General features: G+C 69.9%; 17 protein-coding genes. 15 read left to right on the forward strand and 2 right to left on the reverse strand.

Features of this window, described 5'->3' with window-relative positions:
* Window positions 1–47: 47 nt before the first annotated feature.
* Window positions 48–1,718, reverse strand: a complete 1,671-nt coding sequence (locus ACFWSK_RS35355; RefSeq protein WP_383795634.1) for a hypothetical protein — start codon at window positions 1,716–1,718, stop codon at window positions 48–50.
* Window positions 1,719–1,888: 170 nt separating this feature from the next.
* Entirely contained in the window at window positions 1,889–4,108 is a 2,220-nt protein-coding gene (locus ACFWSK_RS35360; protein WP_383795595.1) for an elongation factor G-like protein EF-G2, read from the reverse strand.
* Between the two features lie 287 nt (window positions 4,109–4,395).
* Between ACFWSK_RS35360 and pgsA the strand changes: the two genes are divergently transcribed.
* The 15 genes from pgsA (at window position 4,396) to ACFWSK_RS35435 (ending at window position 19,815) form a co-directional block, all read left to right on the forward strand.
* On the forward strand, window positions 4,396–5,067 hold the full coding sequence (gene pgsA, locus ACFWSK_RS35365) for a phosphatidylinositol phosphate synthase (RefSeq protein ID WP_383795598.1): 672 nt from the start codon (window positions 4,396–4,398) through the stop codon (window positions 5,065–5,067).
* Window positions 5,064–5,987: a phosphatidylinositol mannoside acyltransferase gene (locus ACFWSK_RS35370; RefSeq protein ID WP_383795601.1), complete on the forward strand. Its 924-nt coding sequence runs from the start codon at window positions 5,064–5,066 to the stop codon at window positions 5,985–5,987. Before pgsA ends, ACFWSK_RS35370 begins: the two co-directional genes overlap by 4 nt.
* Complete coding sequence (locus ACFWSK_RS35375) at window positions 5,984–7,144, forward strand: glycosyltransferase family 4 protein (RefSeq protein WP_383795604.1); 1,161 nt, start codon at window positions 5,984–5,986, stop codon at window positions 7,142–7,144. Before ACFWSK_RS35370 ends, ACFWSK_RS35375 begins: the two co-directional genes overlap by 4 nt.
* Before the next feature lie 148 nt (window positions 7,145–7,292).
* Window positions 7,293–7,838 carry a hypothetical protein gene (locus ACFWSK_RS35380; protein ID WP_383795607.1) on the forward strand — a complete coding sequence of 182 codons (546 nt, stop codon included), beginning with the start codon at window positions 7,293–7,295 and terminating at the stop codon, window positions 7,836–7,838.
* Window positions 7,839–7,951: 113 nt separating this feature from the next.
* Entirely contained in the window at window positions 7,952–8,872 is a 921-nt protein-coding gene (gene pdxS, locus ACFWSK_RS35385; protein ID WP_362840188.1) for a pyridoxal 5'-phosphate synthase lyase subunit PdxS, read from the forward strand.
* Between the two features lie 6 nt (window positions 8,873–8,878).
* Window positions 8,879–9,472: a pyridoxal 5'-phosphate synthase glutaminase subunit PdxT gene (gene pdxT, locus ACFWSK_RS35390; protein ID WP_383795610.1), complete on the forward strand. Its 594-nt coding sequence runs from the start codon at window positions 8,879–8,881 to the stop codon at window positions 9,470–9,472.
* Between the two features lie 61 nt (window positions 9,473–9,533).
* Window positions 9,534–10,286, forward strand: a complete 753-nt coding sequence (locus tag ACFWSK_RS35395) for a YebC/PmpR family DNA-binding transcriptional regulator (RefSeq protein WP_328909077.1) — start codon at window positions 9,534–9,536, stop codon at window positions 10,284–10,286.
* A gap of 132 nt (window positions 10,287–10,418) precedes the next feature.
* A complete protein-coding gene (gene ruvC / locus ACFWSK_RS35400) occupies window positions 10,419–10,952 on the forward strand; it encodes a crossover junction endodeoxyribonuclease RuvC (RefSeq protein WP_383795613.1) in 534 nt (177 codons plus the stop codon).
* Complete coding sequence (gene ruvA, locus ACFWSK_RS35405) at window positions 10,949–11,575, forward strand: Holliday junction branch migration protein RuvA (RefSeq protein WP_383795616.1); 627 nt, start codon at window positions 10,949–10,951, stop codon at window positions 11,573–11,575. The genes ruvC and ruvA overlap by 4 nt, the downstream gene beginning before the upstream one ends.
* Before the next feature lie 68 nt (window positions 11,576–11,643).
* On the forward strand, window positions 11,644–12,735 hold the full coding sequence (gene ruvB / locus ACFWSK_RS35410; protein ID WP_383795618.1) for a Holliday junction branch migration DNA helicase RuvB: 1,092 nt from the start codon (window positions 11,644–11,646) through the stop codon (window positions 12,733–12,735).
* Window positions 12,736–12,900: 165 nt separating this feature from the next.
* Window positions 12,901–13,371 (forward strand): preprotein translocase subunit YajC, encoded by a 471-nt coding sequence (yajC, locus tag ACFWSK_RS35415; protein WP_383795621.1) that lies wholly within the window; start codon window positions 12,901–12,903, stop codon window positions 13,369–13,371.
* A 147-nt stretch (window positions 13,372–13,518) separates the two neighbouring features.
* Entirely contained in the window at window positions 13,519–15,279 is a 1,761-nt protein-coding gene (gene secD, locus ACFWSK_RS35420; protein ID WP_383795624.1) for a protein translocase subunit SecD, read from the forward strand.
* Between the two features lies 1 nt (window position 15,280).
* On the forward strand, window positions 15,281–16,384 hold the full coding sequence (secF, locus tag ACFWSK_RS35425) for a protein translocase subunit SecF (RefSeq protein ID WP_383795626.1): 1,104 nt from the start codon (window positions 15,281–15,283) through the stop codon (window positions 16,382–16,384).
* A complete protein-coding gene (locus ACFWSK_RS35430) occupies window positions 16,381–16,932 on the forward strand; it encodes an adenine phosphoribosyltransferase (RefSeq protein ID WP_383795628.1) in 552 nt (183 codons plus the stop codon). The genes secF and ACFWSK_RS35430 overlap by 4 nt, the downstream gene beginning before the upstream one ends.
* A gap of 171 nt (window positions 16,933–17,103) precedes the next feature.
* Entirely contained in the window at window positions 17,104–19,815 is a 2,712-nt protein-coding gene (locus tag ACFWSK_RS35435; protein ID WP_383795631.1) for a RelA/SpoT family protein, read from the forward strand.
* Window positions 19,816–19,870 lie beyond the last annotated feature (55 nt).

The following is a 19,870-nucleotide window of genomic DNA, read 5'->3' on the forward strand; positions in this document are numbered from 1 at the left end:
CCCCCGGCGTGTGCCGGGGGCGCCCCTTTCGCTGTGCCGGGCCGTGCCTACGCGTCGTACACGTCGGCCTTCTTCGGGGCCGCGTCCTGCACCAGTCCGCTGAGGACCATGGAGCGGTTGTCGAAGCGTTCGGTGTCGACGCCGTTCTCCTCCAGGACCCTGATGGCCGCGGCGTGCACGGCGCGCAGGACGGGGGCGGCCGCGCGCAGGGCGTCGTCGGCCATGAACCGGTGGTTCCACGGCTGCGCCGCCCAGGCGTGGCGCAGGCCGAAGGGCTCGGGGAGGACGATCTTGCCGCCCAGGTAGTCGAGGAGCGGCGGGTACCAGGTCAGCGGGGCGCGCAGCGCGAGCCTGACGACTTCGTTGGCCTTGACGAGCGGGAGGTTGATCTTGCGGGTCTCCCAGAACCTGACGGCCTTCTTGACCGTCTTGGTCTCGGCCTCGGGCTTGGAGAGGAAGAGCCCGTGCACGGGTCCCAGCGCGTGGCCGGTGACTTCGATGCGCAGCGTCTCGTGCAGCACGGTCACGGTGATCATCATGGTGATGACCAGCTGGCCGTCCCAGAGGGTGAACTGGACGCCCAGGTAGTGCCGGTCGCCGCTGCCGAACTGCTGGTGGTTGCAGATGCGCTGTATCTCGTGCGGCTTGACCTGGAAGGTGGCGACGTCCTCGCCGGCGGGGCGGGAGACCGAGTCCGCCTTCTCGCCGACGGGGGAGACGATCCAGTGCTTCACGGACGGGGTGGGGAAGCCGCCGGTGTTGAGCGGACCGCGCTCCAGCATCTTCAGCTGGTCGTGGATGACCCGTATCAGGTCCCAGCTGCGGAACTGGTGGATCTCCTTCGCAGGGTCCTTGGCGACGAGGTTCTCGGCGAGCTGCCAGCTGCCCCAGCGGGTGCCCATGCCGAGGATGCCCTTGGGGCCCGCGTAGAAGACGGAGTTGGACTGCTGCTCGGCGGAGAGCTTCTCCAGACCCTGGCGGAGCGCTTCACGAGCCGTCTCGTTGGGGTTCTTGGGTACGGAGTCCGGGATCTTGGCGATGACGCCGGCGCCGGAGAGGAGCCCTTCCCAGCGGGACCGCATGTCCTTGGCGGAGGTTTCCGCGATCCGCTTGGCGAGGAGCCAGCCGATGACGGGGGCGATGATCATCCCGCGCAGATAGAGCGCGAGGAATCCGGTGACCGGAAGCTTTATGAAGAGAACCAGGGCGCCGATGCCGAAGGCGGCGAGCAGGATGCCGCCCAGGGCCCGGAAGGCGGTGTCCTTCGACTTGTTGAGGGAGTCGCGCAGCCGGAAGGCGAGGACCCAGAGCAGCAGGCCGGGGAGGAACGCGAAGCCGAACACCGTGGTGACGAGAGTCAGCTTGGTGTCCCGCTCCTTGCGCAGGCCGGTCGCGGACAGGCAGTGCTCGACGACGGTCTGCGGGTCGGTGCCGAACGACTGGATCAGGGCGTTGCGGCCGCCGCCCAGCATGCGTTCCTGGACGGCGCGGGAGAACGCCTCGCCGAGATTCGGCTTGAAGTAGGCGGACTTGAAGAGTTTGGAGTCGCCCTCTTTCACTTCCGATGTGTGCCACTCGTTGTTGGCCTTGAGGATCTCCTCCACCGGGCTGTCACGGTACGCGGCGGAGGCGAGGGCGTTGGTCGCCACCGCCTGTCCCGCCGAGCCCTGGAGCGGGATCTGCGCTCCGGGAGAGAAATCGAATCCGTCGTTGGCCACTGCCGCCCCCACTCGCCGCACGGTCTGCCCCTGGCGCTTTTCCCAACTACCGTACGCGGCACACCTTCTGAGCTGGGCCCACAGCCTATCGTTCTGACCGGATCACCGTCCTCCGCGGTGCGGACTGGCCCGCGGACGGGGTACGTACGCGTGCGTCGTACCGGCCGTGCTCAGTCCCTTGCCCCTTCCCGTTCCTCGCGGACGCGGTCGGCCAGCTGGGGTGGCATCGCCTCGTGGCGGGCGTAGACGCGGTCGAAGCGTCCCGTGCCGTGGGCGAGGGACCGCAGGTCGACGGCGTACCGGCCGATCTCCAGCTCGGGCACTTCGGCCCGCACGACGGTGCGTCCGCCAGGTTCCTGTTCGGTACCGACGACCCTCCCGCGCCGGCCGGACAGGTCGCTCATGACCGCTCCCACGTAGTCGTCGGGGACCAGGACACTGAGCTCGGCCACCGGTTCGAGCAGTTGCATACGGGTGTCCGCCGACGCTTCGCGCAGGGCCAGTGCAGCGGCCGTCTGGAAGGCCGCGTCGGAGGAGTCCACCGAGTGGGCCTTTCCGTCGAGCAGGGTGATGCGTACGTCGACGAGGGGGTGGCCCGAGGCGACTCCCCGGGCTGCCTGGGCGCGCAGGCCCTTCTCGACGGACGGGATGAACTGGCGCGGGACGGATCCGCCGACGACCTTGTCGACGAACTCGATGCCCGTGCCGGGCGGCAGCGGCTCCACCTCGATCTCGCAGATGGCGTACTGGCCGTGGCCGCCGGACTGTTTGACGTTCCGGCCGCGTCCGGTGCACCGGGTGGCGAACGTCTCGCGCAGGGGGACGCGGTGGGGGACCGTGTCGACCTGGACTCCGTAGTGGCTGCGCAGCCGTTCCAGGGCGACGTCCCGGTGTGCCTCGCCCATGCACCACAGGACGACCTGGTGGGTGTCCTGGTTCTGTTCGAGACGCATGGTGGGGTCCTCGGCGACCAGCCGCGACAGGCCCTGCGAGAGCTTGTCCTCGTCCGTCTTGCTGTGGGCGCGGATGGCGACCGGCAGCAGTGGATCGGGCATGGTCCACGGCTCCATGAGCCTCGGATCGTCCTTGGCGGAAAGGGTGTCCCCGGTCTCGGCCGCGCCGAGCCGGGCGACGCACGCGAGGTCTCCCGCGATGCACTGGGTGACGGGCCGCTGCTGTTTCCCGAAGGGCGAGGTGAGCGCGCCCACCCGGATCTCGGCGTCGTGGGAGGGGCGCTCCTCGCGTCCCGGATCGGTGAGGCCGTGGCCGCAGACGTGCACGGTGTCGTCGGGGCGCAGCGTGCCGGAGAAGACACGTACGAGGGACATCCGGCCGACGTAGGGGTCGGACGCCGTTTTGACGACCTCCGCGACCAGGGGGCCCTGCGGATCACAGACGGGGGCGGGGCGCGGGGCCCCCTGCGGGGTGGTGACGGCGGGGAGGGCGCGTTCCGGCGGGGCGGGGAAGCCGCCGGTGACGAGCTCCAGGAGTTCGACGGTTCCGACGCCCTGGCGTGCGCCGTCGGCGGCGGGGGCGGCGGTGAGGACGGGGTGGAAGACGCCACGTGCGACGGCACGTTCCAGGTCGTCGACGAGGGTCCTGGTGTCGATGTCGCCGCCGGCCAGATAGCGGTCCATCAGGGTCTCGTCCTCGCTCTCGGCGATGATCCCCTCGATGAGCCGCTTGCGGGCGTCCCTGAGCGGCTCCTGCCCGCCGTCGTCCGGCGGGGTCTCCCGCCGTTCGCCGGAGGAGTAGTCGAAGATCCGCTGCGAGAGCAGCCCGGTGAGCCCGGTGAGGGGCGCGTGCCCGTCCGGGGCCTGGGGGCCGCGTACGGGCAGATGGAGCGGGACCACGGCGTCGGGGTCCTCGCCGCCGAAGAGTTCGGCGCAGACGCGGGTCATTCCGTCGAAGGAGGTGCGGGCGGTGTCGAGGTGGGTGACGACGATGGCCCGCGGCATTCCGACGGCCGCGCACTCGTCCCACAGGGCGCGGGTCGTGCCCTCGACGGCGTCCGCCTCCTGGGCGGCGGAGACGACGAAAAGGGCCGCGTCCGCTGCGCGCAGACCGGCCCTGAGTTCCCCGACGAAGTCCGCGTAGCCGGGGGTGTCCAGCAGATTTATCTTGTAGCCGTCCCATTCGACGGGGACCAGCGAGAGCTGTACGGAGCGTTGCCTGTGGTGCTCGATCTCGTCGTAGTCGGAGACGGTCCCGCCGTCCTCGACCCGGCCGGCCCGGTTGACCGCCCCCGTCGTCCGCGCGAGTGCTTCGACCAGGGTGGTCTTGCCCGAGCCGCTGTGGCCGACCAGTACCACGTTGCGTAGGGAAGTGGGCCGGTCGGCCGTCGCCACCCTGCCGGCGGCCCCGGTGTGGTTGTGCGCCCTGTCGCCCATGATGTGTGCCTCCCGGTGGTGTGCGCGGTGCGCGGGGAGCGCTGCGCGGTGAGGGGAGATAGATGTGCACGGGCACGGAGGAGCCGTCGCGGCGGCTGTGTCGACGCCCGCGGTAATTCCGAGCTTTCCACTCACTTCGGGCGGCGTCCACACGTCGGGCGTGAGGGTCCGGGACGGCGACACACTCCCGGAGCGGGTGCCCGGCCGGTGGAGCTCACGGGTCGTGACTACGATGGGCCAGCCGGTGGCCGCAGTGGCCGCGCGGCCCGCCGAACCTCGGGAAGGCCATGCTGAACAAGTACGCGCGTGCATTTTTTACGCGTGTCCTCACACCGTTCGCCGCTCTGCTGCTCCGTCTAGGGGTCAGCCCCGACGCGGTCACGCTCGTCGGCACGGCCGGAGTGATGGCAGGTGCGCTGGTCTTCTTCCCGATGGGGGAGTTCTTCTGGGGCACGATCGTCATCACGATCTTCGTCTTCTCGGACCTCGTCGACGGCAATATGGCCCGGCAGGCGGGGATCTCCAGCCGGTGGGGCGCGTTCCTCGATTCGACGCTCGACCGCGTCGCCGACGGGGCGATCTTCGCCGGGTTCGCGCTCTGGTACGCGGGCGGCGGTGACGACAACGTGCTGTGCGCGGTGGCGATCTTCTGCCTGGCGAGCGGCCAGGTGGTCTCGTACACGAAGGCACGCGGCGAATCGATCGGCCTGCCGGTCGCGGTCAACGGTCTCGTGGAGCGCGCCGAGCGTCTGGTGATCTCGCTGGTCGCCGCCGGGCTCGCCGGACTGCACACCTTCGGTGTCCCCGGGATCGAGATCCTGCTGCCGATCGCACTGTGGATCGTCGCCGTGGGCAGCCTGGTGACGCTGATCCAGCGTGTGGTGACCGTGCGACGCGAGTCCGCGGAGGCCGATGCGGCCGCCGCGTCGGCGGAGCAGGGGAGCGAGGCCGCCCAGTGAGCGGCACGGACGACGGTCTGCGGGAACGGTTGACGGACGGGCTGTACGGGCTCGGCTGGGGCGCGGTCAAGAAGCTGCCCGAGCCTGCGGCGCGGGCGCTCTTCCGCACCATCGCCGACCAGGTGTGGAAGCGGCGCGGCAAGAGCGTGCTGCGGCTGGAGTCGAATCTGGCGCGGGTGGTGCCCGACGCGGACGCCGCCCGTCTCGCCGAGCTGTCCAAGGCCGGTATGCGCTCGTACATGCGCTACTGGCTGGAGTCCTTCCGGCTGCCCACGTGGACCCCGCGGCGGATCAACGACAGCATCGACGTGCGGGAGATCCACCGTGTGACGGAGGGCCTCGACGCCGGGCGGGGCGTCATCCTGGCCCTTCCGCATCTGGCGAACTGGGACCTGGCGGGTGCCTGGGTCACCACCGGTCTCAAGGTCGGCTTCACCACCGTCGCGGAACGCCTCAAGCCCGAATCGCTCTACGACCGGTTCGTCGCCTACCGCGAGGGCCTCGGCATGGAGGTGCTGCCGCACAACGGCGGCGCGGCCTTCGGCACGCTGGCGCGGCGGCTGCGGGCCGGTGGCCTCGTCTGTCTGGTCGCCGACCGTGATCTGTCGTCCTCCGGCGTCGAGGTGACCTTCTTCGGCGACACCGCGCGGATGCCGGCGGGACCGGCGCTGCTGGCCCAGCAGACCGGGGCGCTCCTGCTCCCCGTCACGCTCTGGTACGACGGCACCCCCGTCATGAAGGTGCGCGTCCACCCGCCTGTCGAGGAGCCCGTTACGGGCGACCGCGCCGAGAAGACGTTGGTGATGACACAGGCGCTGGCCGATGCCTTCGCCGTCGGAATCGCCGAGCATCCGGAGGACTGGCACATGCTGCAGCGCCTCTGGATCTCCGATCTGGAGCCCCGAGGGGAACAGCCGTGAAGATCGGCATCGTCTGCCCGTACTCCTGGGACGTACCGGGTGGCGTGCAGTTCCACATCCGTGACCTCGCCGAACACCTGATCCGCCTCGGCCATCAGGTCTCCGTTCTGGCGCCCGCGGACGACGAGACACCGCTGCCGCCGTACGTGGTCTCGGCGGGCCGGGCCGTCCCCGTCCCGTACAACGGGTCCGTCGCGCGGCTGAACTTCGGCTTCCTTTCGGCGGCACGGGTGCGCAGGTGGCTGCACGACGGCACGTTCGACGTGATCCACATCCACGAACCCACCTCGCCCTCGCTGGGGCTGCTCGCGTGCTGGGCGGCGCAGGGGCCGATCGTCGCCACGTTCCACACGTCCAATCCCCGTTCCCGGGCGATGATCGCGGCCTATCCGATCCTTCAGCCCGCGCTGGAGAAGATCCGTGCGCGGATCGCGGTGAGCGAGTACGCGCGCCGGACCCTGGTCGAGCATCTGGGCGGCGACGCCGTCGTCATTCCCAACGGCGTCGACGTGGACTTCTTCGCGCGGGCCGAGCCCAAGGCCGAGTGGCAGGGCGGGACGATCGGGTTCATAGGGCGCATCGACGAGCCGCGGAAGGGCCTGCCGGTCCTGATGAAGGCCATGCCCGCGATCCTCGCCGCCCGCCCCGAGGCCAGGCTGCTGGTCGCGGGCCGCGGTGACGAGGAGGAGGCGGTCGCCTCCCTGCCCAGGGAACTGCGCGACCGCGTGGAATTCCTCGGCATGGTCAGCGACGAGGACAAGGCGCGCCTGCTGCGCAGCGTCGATGTGTACGTCGCGCCGAACACCGGGGGCGAGAGCTTCGGCATCATCCTGGTCGAGGCGCTGTCGGCCGCGGCGCCGGTGCTCGCGAGCGATCTGGACGCGTTCGCCCAGGTGCTGGACCAGGGTTCGGCGGGTGAGCTCTTCGCCAACGAGGACGCCGACGCGCTGGCCACGGCTGCGATCCGCCTCCTGGGCGACCCTGAGCGGCGTGCCGGGCTGCGCGAGCGGGGCAGCGCGCATGTGCGCCGCTTCGACTGGTCGACGGTGGGCGCGGACATCCTGGCGGTGTACGAGACGGTGACGGACGGGGCGGCCTCGGTGGCCGCGGACGAGCGCACGGGGCTGCGGGCGCGGTTCGGGCTGGCCCGGGACTGAGGCCCGCCGGATATCCGGTCACAGGCCCCAACTCCCGGTGTGCTGCGGTCCGTTCACCGGCTCCGGCCACCGGGAGTGACCTCGGTCCGTTCTCCGGGGAGCAGGGAGCGGCCGGGGGGCGGCCCGCGCGACGGTAGCCTTGCCGCCCGTGACCGAAACCCTCATCTGGACCGCCGTCGCGCTGGTCGCGATCGGCCTGTACCTCAGCTGGACCGCCGGAAGGCTGGACCGGCTGCACGCACGGATCGACGCGGCCCGGGCCGCGCTCGACGCCCAACTGCTGCGCCGCGCCTCGGTCACCCAGGAACTGGCCACGTCCGGTGTCCTCGACCCGGCCGCCTCCATCGTCCTGTACGAGGCCGCGCACGCCGCCCGGCAGGCGGAGGAGGAGCAGCGGGAGGTCACCGAGAGCGAGCTGAGCACCGCGCTGCGCGCCGTCTTCGGTGAGACGGCCCAGGTCGAAGCCGTGCAGGAGATCCCCGGTGGAGTCGAGGCGGCGGCCGAACTGGCGGCAGCGGTGCGCCGGGTGCCGATGGCGCGGCGCTTCCACAACGACGCGGTGCGCGCGGCCCGTGCGCTGCGCAGACACCGGACGGTGCGCCTGTTCCGGCTCGCCGGACATGCGCCCTTCCCCCTCGCGTTCGAGATGGACGACGAGCCACCGGTGGCTCTCGCGGACCGTCCCGGATCCTGAGACCGGGGCCAAAACGATCCACGGGGTACTTATTGGCCCTTGCTGTGGACTGGTCCCGGGGCGTTTGCTCAGCCTTGCACCAGTCAGCGTCTTTCTCCCAGTGAGGTCGATCCGTGTCCACGCTTCCCAGCACCCAGCAGTCCACCGACTCCCCGGCCATCGGCACCAGCCGCGTCAAGCGCGGTATGGCCGAGCAGCTCAAGGGTGGCGTGATCATGGACGTCGTCAACGCCGAGCAGGCGAAGATCGCCGAGGACGCGGGCGCCGTGGCCGTCATGGCCCTGGAGCGGGTGCCCGCCGACATCCGTAAGGACGGCGGCGTGGCCCGGATGTCCGACCCGAACATGATCGAAGAGATCATCGAGGCCGTCTCCATCCCGGTCATGGCCAAGTCGCGCATCGGCCACTTCGTCGAGGCCCAGGTCCTGCAGTCCCTCGGCGTCGACTACATCGACGAGTCCGAGGTCCTGACCCCGGCCGACGAGGTCAACCACAGCGACAAGTTCGCCTTCACGACCCCGTTCGTCTGTGGCGCCACCAACCTGGGCGAGGCCCTGCGCCGCATCGCCGAGGGCGCGGCCATGATCCGCTCGAAGGGCGAGGCCGGCACCGGCAACGTCGTCGAGGCCGTCCGCCACCTGCGCCAGATCAAGAACGAGATCGCCCGGCTGCGCGGCTACGACAACAACGAGCTGTACGCCGCCGCCAAGGAGCTCCGCGCCCCGTACGAGCTGGTCAAGGAGGTCGCCGAGCTCGGCAAGCTGCCCGTCGTCCTCTTCTCCGCGGGTGGCGTCGCGACCCCCGCCGACGCCGCGCTGATGCGCCAGCTCGGTGCCGAGGGCGTCTTCGTCGGCTCCGGCATCTTCAAGTCCGGCGACCCCGCCAAGCGCGCCGCCGCGATCGTGAAGGCCACCACCTTCTACGACGACCCGAAGATCATCGCGGACGCCTCCCGCAACCTGGGCGAGGCCATGGTCGGCATCAACTGCGACACCCTGCCCGAGACCGAGCGCTACGCCAACCGCGGCTGGTAGTCACTGATGAGCGACACCCCTGTGATCGGAGTCCTGGCTCTCCAGGGCGACGTACGGGAACACCTGATCGCCCTGGCCTCGGCTGACGCCCTGGCCAGGCCGGTCCGGCGCCCCGAGGAGCTCGCCGAGGTCGACGGTCTCGTCATTCCCGGCGGCGAATCCACCACCATGTCCAAGCTGGCCGTGCTCTTCGGCATGCTGGACCCGCTCCGCGAACGCGTGCGCGCCGGGATGCCGGTCTACGGAACCTGCGCCGGCATGATCCTGCTCGCCGACAAGATCCTCGACCCGCGCTCGGGCCAGGAGACCGTCGGCGGTATCGACATGATCGTGCGCCGCAACGCCTTCGGACGCCAGAACGAATCGTTCGAGGCGGCTGTCGACGTCGACGGGATCGCGGACGGGCCGGTCGAAGGCGTGTTCATCCGGGCACCCTGGGTCGAATCTGTCGGGGCGCAGGTCCAGGTCATCGCCGAGCACGGCGGTCATATTGTCGCCGTACGGCAGGGAAACGCCCTTGCCACCTCATTCCACCCGGAACTGACCGGAGACCACCGGGTTCACGCACTCTTCGTCGACATGGTGCGCGCAGTCCGCTGACTCGACCCCGGTAGGATCTCTCGGGTTCGGATCGATTTTGGTGACGCGAAGGAGAAGGCAGATGTCCGGCCACTCTAAATGGGCTACGACGAAGCACAAGAAGGCCGTGATTGACGCCAAGCGCGGCAAGCTCTTCGCGAAGCTGATCAAGAACATCGAGGTCGCGGCCCGCTCCGGCGGTGTGGACCCCGAAGGCAACCCGACGCTCGTCGACGCCATCCAGAAGGCGAAGAAGAGCTCCGTCCCGAACAAGAACATCGACTCCGCGGTCAAGCGCGGTGGCGGTCTCGAAGCGGGCGGCGCCGACTACGAGACGATCATGTACGAGGGCTACGGCCCGAACGGTGTCGCGGTGCTCATCGAGTGCCTCACCGACAACCGCAACCGTGCCGCGTCCGACGTACGGGTCGCCATGACCCGCAACGGTGGTTCGATGGCCGACCCGGGTTCGGTCTCGTACCTCTTCAACCGCAAGGGCGTCGTGATCGTCCCCAAGGGCGAGCTGTCCGAGGACGACGTCCTCGGTGCCGTGCTCGACGCGGGTGCCGAGGAGGTCAACGACCTCGGTGAGACGTTCGAGGTCGTCAGCGAGGCCACCGACATGGTCGCGGTCCGTACCGCGCTCCAGGACGCCGGCATCGACTACGACTCCGCCGAGGCCAACTTCCTGCCCACCATGCAGGTCGACCTCGACGAAGAGGGCGCACGCAAGATCTTCAAGCTCATCGACGCGCTGGAGGACAGCGACGACGTGCAGAACGTCTTCGCCAACTTCGACGTCTCCGACGAGGTCATGGAGAAGGTCGACGCCTGACATCCGGGCAGTCGCCGCACAGGCGGAGCCGACGGGCCGACGGGGACACACCCCGTCGGCCCGTCGCATTGTCAGTGCGAGCCGATAGCCTGCGGGAACAGTTGACCGATCGGTGAGGGGAGGGGGCGCTTCATGCGTGTACTCGGCGTGGACCCGGGGCTGACCCGGTGCGGGGTCGGAGTCGTCGACGGCGTGGCGGGACGCCCCCTGACGATGATCGGAGTCGGCGTCGTCCGCACCCCGGCCGACGCGGAGCTCGGTCACCGTCTGGTCGCCATCGAGCGCGGCATCGAGGAGTGGCTCGACACGCACCGCCCCGAATTCGTCGCCGTGGAGCGGGTGTTCAGCCAGCACAACGTGCGTACGGTGATGGGCACCGCCCAGGCCAGCGCGGTCGCCATGCTGTGCGCCTCGCGGCGCGGCATCCCCGTGGCCCTGCACACCCCCAGCGAGGTCAAGGCCGCCGTCACCGGCTCCGGACGTGCCGACAAGGACCAGGTCGGCGCCATGGTGGCCCGCCTCCTGCGGCTCGACGCGCCGCCTAGACCGGCCGACGCCGCCGACGCCCTCGCGCTCGCCATCTGCCATATCTGGCGGGCCCCCGCGCAGAACAGGCTCCAGCAGGCCGTCGCCGCCCATCGCACCCTGAAAGGCCGTACCGCATGATCGCCTTCGTCTCAGGCCCGGTGGCCGCCCTCGCCCCGGCCACGGCCGTGATCGAGGTCGGCGGCATCGGCATGGCCGTCCAGTGCACCCCCCACACCCTCGCCGGCCTGCGGATCGGCAAGGAGGCCAGACTGGCGACCTCCCTGGTCGTACGGGAGGACTCGCTCACGCTCTACGGCTTCACCGACGACGACGAGCGCCAGGTCTTCGAACTGCTCCAGACCGCCAGTGGCGTCGGCCCCCGGCTCGCCCAGGCCATGCTCGCCACCCACAGTCCCGACGCCCTGCGCATCGCGGTCGCCACCGGCGACGAGAAGGCGCTCACCGCCGTCTCCGGGATCGGCAAGAAGGGTGCCCAGAAGCTGCTCCTTGAGCTGAAGGACCGACTCGGGGAGCCGGTCGGCGCCCACATCGGGCAGCAGGGCATCGGCACCCCGGTCACCTCGGGCTGGCGCGACCAGCTCCAGGCGGCCCTGATCGGCCTCGGGTACGCGACCCGCGAGGCCGACGAGGCGGTCACCGCCGTGGCCCCGCAGGCCGAGGCCGCGATCGCGGACGGCGCCCAGCCGCCCGTGCCGCAACTGCTGCGCGCCGCCCTTCAGACACTCAACCGCGCACGCTGAACCCAAGCACCACTCCGGTCCGGCACCGCACGGCCCGGCACCGAGACACCCGAGGCGGGACTGACCGAATGAACTGGGACGAGACCGGACCCGACACCGACGAGCGTCCGCACCTCGACGACGGGCTGGACGACCGGCTGGTCGACGCCGGGGCCGACGGCGAGGACACCGCGGTCGAAGCGGCGCTGCGCCCGAAGGACCTCGACGAGTTCGTCGGCCAGGAGAAGGTCCGTGAGCAGCTCGACCTGGTCCTCAAGGCCGCCCGTGCCCGCGGGGCCACCGCCGACCACGTCCTGCTCTCCGGTGCCCCGGGGCTCGGCAAGACCACCCTGTCCATGATCATCGCGGCTGAGATGAACGCCCCGATCCGGATCACCTCGGGCCCCGCCATCCAGCACGCGGGCGACCTCGCGGCGATCCTCTCCTCCCTCCAGGAGGGCGAGGTCCTCTTCCTCGACGAGATCCACCGCATGTCGCGGCCCGCCGAAGAGATGCTCTACATGGCCATGGAGGACTTCCGGGTCGACGTCATCGTCGGCAAGGGCCCCGGCGCCACCGCGATCCCCCTGGAGCTGCCGCCCTTCACTCTGGTCGGCGCCACCACCCGCGCCGGCCTGCTGCCGCCTCCGCTGCGCGACCGCTTCGGCTTCACCGGGCACATGGAGTTCTACAGCCCCTCCGAGCTGGAGCGCGTCATCCACCGCTCCGCCCGCCTCCTCGACGTCGAGATCGACGTGATCGGCGCCGCGGAGATCGCCGGACGCTCCCGGGGCACCCCCCGTATCGCCAACCGGCTGCTGCGCCGCGTCCGGGACTACGCCCAGGTCAAGGCCGACGGCAGGATCGACCGGGACATCGCCGCCGCGGCCCTGCGGGTGTACGAGGTCGACGCCCGCGGCCTGGACCGCCTGGACCGCGCGGTGCTCGGCGCCCTGCTGAAACTCTTCGGCGGCGGACCCGTGGGTCTGTCCACCCTCGCGGTCGCCGTGGGGGAGGAGCGCGAGACCGTCGAAGAGGTCGCCGAACCCTTTCTCGTACGCGAAGGACTGCTGGCGAGGACCCCGCGCGGCAGGGTCGCCACCCCCGCGGCCTGGGCACATCTGGGCCTCGTTCCGCCACAGCAAGGCGGAAAGGGACAACAGGGCCTGTTCGGGGCGTGATGAATCACGGGTTGGCCTGAAGAGGAACCACGGTGCCATGCTGGGCGTTGTTCCAATGATGCGGACTCGCTTAGACTCCGCCGATGCCGCCCGTACAGGGCGGCGTACCCACCCCCGTAGACCAGGCCGCATTCCAACGCGGTCGTGCGAAGGAATTTCCGTCCCGTGAATATCGTGACTCTCCTCCCCTTCATCGTGCTCATCGGGGCCATGTTCCTGATGACCCGGTCCGCCAAGAAGAAGCAGGCGGCGGCTGCGCAGATGCGTAACGACATGCAGCCCGGCACCGGCGTCCGGACGATCGGGGGCATGTACGCCACCGTCAAGGAGCTTCACGACGACACGGTTCTCCTTGAGGTCGCGCCCGGCGTCCACGCCGTCTACGCCAAGAACTCGATCGGTGCCGTCCTCGACGACGCGGAGTACAACCGCATCGTCCACGGCGACGACGAGGACCTGAAGGTCGAGGGCGCGATCGTGCCCGACGACGCCTCCTCGCTCACCACGGACTCCGACGCCGACGCCTCGGACGACGCGAAGATCGACCTGGGCAAGAAGGCCGAGGCCGATGACGCCGAGGGCAAGGCCGTCGACCCGAAGGACGCCAAGTCCGACGGCAAGGGCGACACGAAGTAGTTCACGATCCGGGGACGTCGCGCGCCTACAGGTACGCGGCGTCCGACGGAGCGTGTGGTCTTCTGCGGGGGGCAGGTCCCCACATCACTTCGTGGCCGCTCGGGCGCGTACCCGGCGCGGGGCGGTTGGACAGGGAGAAACGAGAAGGTGGCAGCACCGAAGAAGGGCCGAGGGCCGGCGGGCGGTCAGAGCAGGCCGGGGCGTGCCCTGGTTCTGATCCTGATCGCCATGGTCGCGCTCACTGGCGGGATGTTCCTGTCCGGTCACACCACGCCGCGGCTGGGCATCGACCTGGCCGGCGGGACATCGATCACGCTCGAGGCCAAGAACCAGCCCGGCAAGCCGAACGCGATCAACAAGACCAACATGGACACCGCGGTCAGCATCATCGAGCGCCGTGTCAATGGTCTGGGTGTCTCCGAGGCCGAGGTCCAGACCCAGGGCGATCGCAACATCATCGTCAACATCCCCAAGGGGACGAACTCCAAGCAGGCGCAGGAGCAGGTCGGCACGACCGCCCAGCTCTACTTCCGGCCCGTGATCACGGTCACCGCCGGAACGCCGACGCCCACGGGTTCCGAGAGCCCTTCGGCGACCGGTTCGAGCACGCCCAAGGCCACGCCCAGCGCGAAGGCAGGCGACGAGGAGACCGCTTCCGGTTCGAAGGCCACTCCCTCGTCGAGTGCCACCTCCCAGGGCCGTGCGGTGACCGACGCCCTGAAGAAGGACGGCACGCCCAGCCCCGGTGCGAGCACCACGGACGCCCCGGCGTCGACGGAGCCGCCCGCCGCTGAGACGCCCGACCCGGCCACCGCCGCGCTGCAGAAGAAGTTCACCGAGCTCGACTGCACCGACGAGGCGGCCCGCGCCAAGGCCGGTGACGGAGTCAAGCCCGAGGACGCCACGGTCGCGTGCAGCGCCGAGGGCGACGCCAAGTACATCCTCGGCCCGGCCGAGGTCTCCGGTACGGACGTCGACGACGCCAAGGCCCAGTTCGACCAGCAGCGGGGCATCTGGCTCGTCTCCATGGAGTTCACCGACAAGGGCTCCAAGAAGTTCCAGACGATCACGCAGAAGCTGTCGTCGCAGCAGTCGCCGCAGAACCAGTTCGCGATCTCCCTCGACGGCGAGGTCGTCTCCGCACCGCAGGTGAACGAGACCCTCAGCGGCAGCGCCGAGATCTCCGGCAGCTTCACCCAGCAGTCGGCCGAGGACCTGGCCAACGTGCTCTCGTACGGTGCACTCCCGCTGTCGTTCCAGCAGCAGAGCGTCACCACCGTGACCGCCGCCCTCGGCGACGAACAGCTGAAGGCCGGTCTCATCGCCGGCGCCATCGGTCTCGCCCTGGTCGTCATCTACCTGGTCGCCTACTACCGCGGACTGGCGCTCATCGCGCTCCTCAGCCTCGCGGTGTCCGGCATACTGACGTACACGATCATGTCCCTGCTCGGCCCGGCCATCGGCTTCGCGCTGAACCTGCCCGCGGTCTGTGGAGCGATCGTGGCGATCGGTATCACGGCGGACTCCTTCATCGTGTACTTCGAGCGCGTCCGCGACGAGATCCGCGAAGGCCGCACCCTGCGTCCGGCCATCGAGCGCGCCTGGCCCCGTGCCCGGCGCACGATCCTGGTCTCCGACTTCGTGTCGTTCCTCGCCGCCGCGGTGCTCTTCCTCGTGACGGTCGGCAAGGTCCAGGGCTTCGCGTTCACGCTCGGCCTGACCACCCTGCTCGACGTCGTCGTGGTGTTCCTCTTCACCAAGCCCGTCATGACGCTGATGGGCCGCACGAAGTTCTTCTCGAGCGGCCATCCGTGGTCCGGGCTGGACCCGAAGCGGCTGGGTGCCAAGCCGCCGCTGCGCCGCTCGCGCCGGATCAACGTCCCCACCGACCACCCGAAGGAGGCGTGAGATGTCGCGACTCGGCAATCTCGGCGCCCGGCTCTACCGTGGCGAGGTCGGTTACGACTTCATCGGCAAGCGCAAGATCTGGTACGGCGTCTCGATCCTGATCACCATCACGGCCATCGTCGGCCTGGCGGTCAGCGGCCTCAACATGGGCATCGAGTTCAAGGGCGGCGCGGTCTTCACGACCGACGAGAAGCCCAAGGTCTCGGTCTCCCAGGCCCACGAGAGCGCAGTCGAGGCATCCGGCCACGAGGCGATCGTGCAGGAGCTCGGCAACGGCAACATGCGGATCCAGATCACCGAGGTCGGGACCGAAAAGGCCAACCAGATCAAGACGCAGCTCGCCGAGGACCTCGGAGTGCCCGAGGCGAAGATCAACGCGGACCTGGTCGGCCCCAGCTGGGGTGAGCAGATCGCCAACAAGGCGTGGACCGGTCTCGGGATCTTCATGATCCTCGTGGTGGTCTACCTCGCCATCGCCTTCGAGTGGCGTATGGCCATCGCGGCCCTGGTCGCGCTGATCCACGACATCACGATCACGGTCGGCATCTACGCCCTGGTCGGCTTCGAGGTCACCCCGGGCACCGTGATCGGTCTGCTGACGATCCTCGGTTACTCCCTCTACGACACGGTCGTCGTCTTCGACAGCCTCAAGGAGGGCCAGAAGGGGATCACCAAGCAGACCCGCTGGACCTACAGCGAGGTCGCGAACCGCTCGATCAACAGCACCCTGGTCCGCTCGATCAACACCACCGTCGTCGCGCTGCTGCCCGTCGCCGGTCTGCTGTTCATCGGTGGCGGTGTCCTGGGCGCCGGCATGCTGAACGACATCTCGCTGTCGCTCTTCGTCGGCCTCGCGGCCGGTGCGTACTCCTCGATCTTCATCGCCACTCCGCTCGTCGCCGACCTCAAGGAACGCGAACCGCAGATGAAGGCGCTGAAGAAGCGGATCCTCGCCAAGCGCGCGGCAGCCGCCGCGAAGGGTGAGTCCGTCGAGGACGAGGGCGAGGACCAGCCGCAGGACGGCTTCACGGACGAGTCCGAGACCGCGGGCGCCGTCGCCGGCCAGCGCAGGGGTCACGGCCGGACTCAGGGGAACCGTCGATGACCAGCACCACGGAATCCACCCGCGACCTGCTGCTCAGCCGCATCCGCGATGTCGCCGACTATCCGAAGCCGGGCGTGATGTTCAAGGACATCACCCCGCTGCTCGCGGACCCGGTGGCCTTCACCCTGCTGACCGACACCCTCTCGGAGCTGTGCGTACGGCACGGCGCCACCAAGATCGTCGGTCTGGAGGCGCGCGGCTTCATCCTCGCGGCGCCGGTCGCGGTCCGGGCGGGCCTCGGCTTCGTACCGGTCCGCAAGGCCGGAAAGCTGCCCGGAGCCACGCTCAGCCAGGCGTACGAGCTGGAGTACGGGAACGCGGAGATCGAGATCCACGCGGAGGACCTGTCGGCCGACGACCGGATCATGGTCATCGACGACGTCCTCGCCACCGGTGGCACCGCCGAAGCCTCGCTGGAGCTCATCCGGCGGGCCGGCGCCCAGGTCGCGGGCGTCGCGGTCCTCATGGAGCTCGGGTTCCTCCCGGGCCGCGCACGCCTGGAACCGGCGCTGCGAGGCGCCCCGCTGGAGGCCCTGATCACCGTCTGACCGACGGCAGGACCCGCGGCGTACGACAGCCGGACACACAGGACGGGCACCCGGGAACATCCGGGTGCCCGTCCCGTGTTGTGAGGGGTCCCACGGTCCCCGGGCGTCGTCCCGCCACCGGGTCGATACCATGGGCTTTCCGGGTACCCCGGTTCCGCACGAGGAGCGCTCTTGCCAGACGAGGCCCAGCCAGTCGCCGCCCCGCAGCCCGACAAGCCCGCGGCGGACCAAGCCACGCCCGAGAAGGCGCAGCCGGCGGGCACGCCGAAGCCTGCGGCGGGAGACTCCGCGGACGGCGGAACGGCTCCGGGTGCGGCGAACGCCGAGCCGGGACCGCCCGCCGCCGCCGAGCCCCCGAAGCCCGCGGACGACGCACCGAGCGCGCCCCCGAAGCCCGCGGCCGACGCACAGGCCGAGCCCCTGAAGCCCGCGGACGACGCACCGAGCGCGCCCCCGAAGCCCGCGGCCGACGCACAGGCCAAGCCCGCGCAGGCCGCCGGGCCCGTGAATCCCGTCCCCCCGGCAGGACAGGCGGCGAAGCCCGCGGCCAAGCCCGTCGTCCCGCCCGGCGCCGTACCGCGCTCCGGTGGATCGTCCAACCGCGTCCGGGCCCGCCTGGCCCGGCTGGGCGTCCAGCGCTCCAGCCCGTACAACCCCGTGCTCGAACCGCTGCTGCGGAGCGTCCGCTCCAACGACCCCAAGATCGAGTCGGCGACGCTGCGCCAGATCGAGCGCGCCTATCAGGTCGCCGAGCGCTGGCACCGGGGCCAGAAGCGCAAGAGCGGCGACCCGTACATCACGCACCCGCTCGCCGTCACGACGATCCTCGCCGAGCTCGGCATGGACCCCGCCACGCTGATGGCCGGACTGCTGCACGACACGGTGGAGGACACCGAGTACGGCCTGGACACCCTGCGCAAGGACTTCGGTGACCAGGTCGCGCTGCTGGTCGACGGCGTCACCAAGCTCGACAAGGTCAAGTTCGGGGAGGCCGCGCAGGCCGAGACCGTACGCAAGATGGTCGTCGCCATGGCGAAGGACCCCCGGGTCCTCGTCATCAAGCTCGCCGACCGCCTGCACAACATGCGCACCATGCGCTATCTCAAGCGGGAGAAGCAGGAGAAGAAGGCCCGCGAGACCCTTGAGATCTACGCGCCCCTGGCTCACCGCCTGGGCATGAACACCATCAAGTGGGAGCTGGAGGACCTCGCCTTCGCGATCCTCTACCCCAAGATGTACGACGAGATCGTCCGCCTCGTCGCGGAGCGGGCCCCCAAGCGCGACGAATACCTCGCCATAGTGACCGACGAGGTCCAGTCCGACCTGCGCGCCGCCCGCATCAAGGCCACCGTCACGGGACGGCCGAAGCACTATTACAGCGTCTACCAGAAGATGATCGTGCGAGGCCGGGACTTCGCCGAGATCTACGACCTGGTGGGGATTCGTGTACTTGTCGACACGGTCCGCGACTGTTACGCGGCGCTCGGCACCGTTCACGCGCGATGGAATCCGGTCCCCGGCCGGTTCAAGGACTACATCGCGATGCCGAAGTTCAACATGTACCAGTCACTGCACACCACGGTGATCGGCCCCAGCGGCAAGCCCGTCGAACTCCAGATCCGTACGTTCGACATGCACCGCCGCGCCGAGTACGGCATCGCCGCGCACTGGAAGTACAAGCAGGAGCCCTCCGCGGGTGCCTCCAAGGTCCGTACCGACGTGCCCAGGAGCACCGGCCGCGGCCAGGACTCCGTCAACGACATGGCGTGGCTGCGCCAGCTCCTGGACTGGCAGAAGGAGACCGAGGACCCCAGCGAGTTCCTGGAGTCCCTGCGCTTCGACCTCTCCCGCAACGAGGTCTTCGTCTTCACGCCCAAGGGCGACGTCATAGCGCTCCCCGCCGGCGCCACCCCCGTCGACTTCGCGTACGCGGTCCACACGGAGGTCGGCCACCGGACGATAGGGGCACGGGTCAACGGCCGTCTCGTACCGCTCGAATCGACGCTGGACAACGGCGACCTCGTCGAGGTCTTCACCTCCAAGGCGGCCGGCGCCGGGCCCTCCCGGGACTGGCTCGGCTTCGTCAAGTCGCCCCGCGCCCGCAACAAGATCCGCGCCTGGTTCTCCAAGGAGCGCCGCGACGAGGCGATCGAGCAGGGCAAGGACTCCATCGCGCGCGCCATGCGCAAGCAGAATCTGCCGATCCAGCGGATTCTGACCGGCGACTCGCTGGTCACGCTCGCCCACGAGATGCGCTACCCCGACATCTCCTCGCTGTACGCGGCGATCGGCGAGGGCCATGTCGCCGCCGCTGGCGTCGTGCAGAAGCTCGTCCAGGCGCTCGGCGGCGAGGACGCGGCCAACGAGGACCTGGCCGAGAGCGCCCCGCCCTCGCGCGGTCGCAGCAAGCGCCGCGCCAACGCCGATCCCGGCGTGGTCGTCAAGGGCGTCGAGGACGTCTGGGTCAAGCTGGCCCGCTGCTGCACCCCCGTACCGGGCGACCCGATCATCGGCTTCGTCACCCGCGGCAGCGGCGTCTCGGTGCACCGTGCCGACTGCGTCAACGTCGACTCGCTGTCCCAGCAGCCGGAGCGCATCCTCGAGGTCGAGTGGGCCCCCACCCAGTCCTCGGTCTTCCTGGTCGCCATCCAGGTCGAGGCCCTGGACCGGTCCCGCCTGCTCTCCGACGTCACCCGCGTCCTGTCCGACCAGCACGTCAACATCCTGTCGGCGGCCGTTCAGACGTCCAGGGACCGGGTGGCCACCTCACGCTTCACCTTCGAGATGGGCGACCCGAAGCACCTCGGACATGTGCTGAAGGCCGTGCGGGGCGTGGAGGGCGTCTACGACGTGTACCGGGTGACCTCGGCCCGCAGGCCGTAACCCGGGAGCCACGCCGCAGCACGAGTGAGGGGCCCCTGTACACAAAGTGCAGGGG

The sequence above is a fragment of the Streptomyces sp. NPDC058620 genome (genome assembly GCF_042717135.1).
In the GTDB taxonomy this organism is placed as follows: Bacteria; Actinomycetota; Actinomycetes; order Streptomycetales; family Streptomycetaceae; genus Streptomyces.

Excerpts from the sequence above, each read along its gene's own strand:
- ruvA (WP_383795616.1), top strand. The coding sequence starts at position 10,949 with ATGATCGCCTTCGTCTCAGGCCCGGTGGCCGCCCTCGCCCCGGCCACG.
- ACFWSK_RS35360 (WP_383795595.1), bottom strand. The coding sequence starts at position 4,108 with ATGGGCGACAGGGCGCACAACCACACCGGGGCCGCCGGCAGGGTGGCG.
- pdxT (WP_383795610.1), top strand. The coding sequence starts at position 8,879 with ATGAGCGACACCCCTGTGATCGGAGTCCTGGCTCTCCAGGGCGACGTA.
- ACFWSK_RS35395 (WP_328909077.1), top strand. The coding sequence starts at position 9,534 with ATGTCCGGCCACTCTAAATGGGCTACGACGAAGCACAAGAAGGCCGTG.
- ruvB (WP_383795618.1), top strand. The coding sequence starts at position 11,644 with ATGAACTGGGACGAGACCGGACCCGACACCGACGAGCGTCCGCACCTC.
- ACFWSK_RS35430 (WP_383795628.1), top strand. The coding sequence starts at position 16,381 with ATGACCAGCACCACGGAATCCACCCGCGACCTGCTGCTCAGCCGCATC.
- secF (WP_383795626.1), top strand. The coding sequence starts at position 15,281 with ATGTCGCGACTCGGCAATCTCGGCGCCCGGCTCTACCGTGGCGAGGTC.
- ruvC (WP_383795613.1), top strand. The coding sequence starts at position 10,419 with ATGCGTGTACTCGGCGTGGACCCGGGGCTGACCCGGTGCGGGGTCGGA.
- pgsA (WP_383795598.1), top strand. The coding sequence starts at position 4,396 with ATGCTGAACAAGTACGCGCGTGCATTTTTTACGCGTGTCCTCACACCG.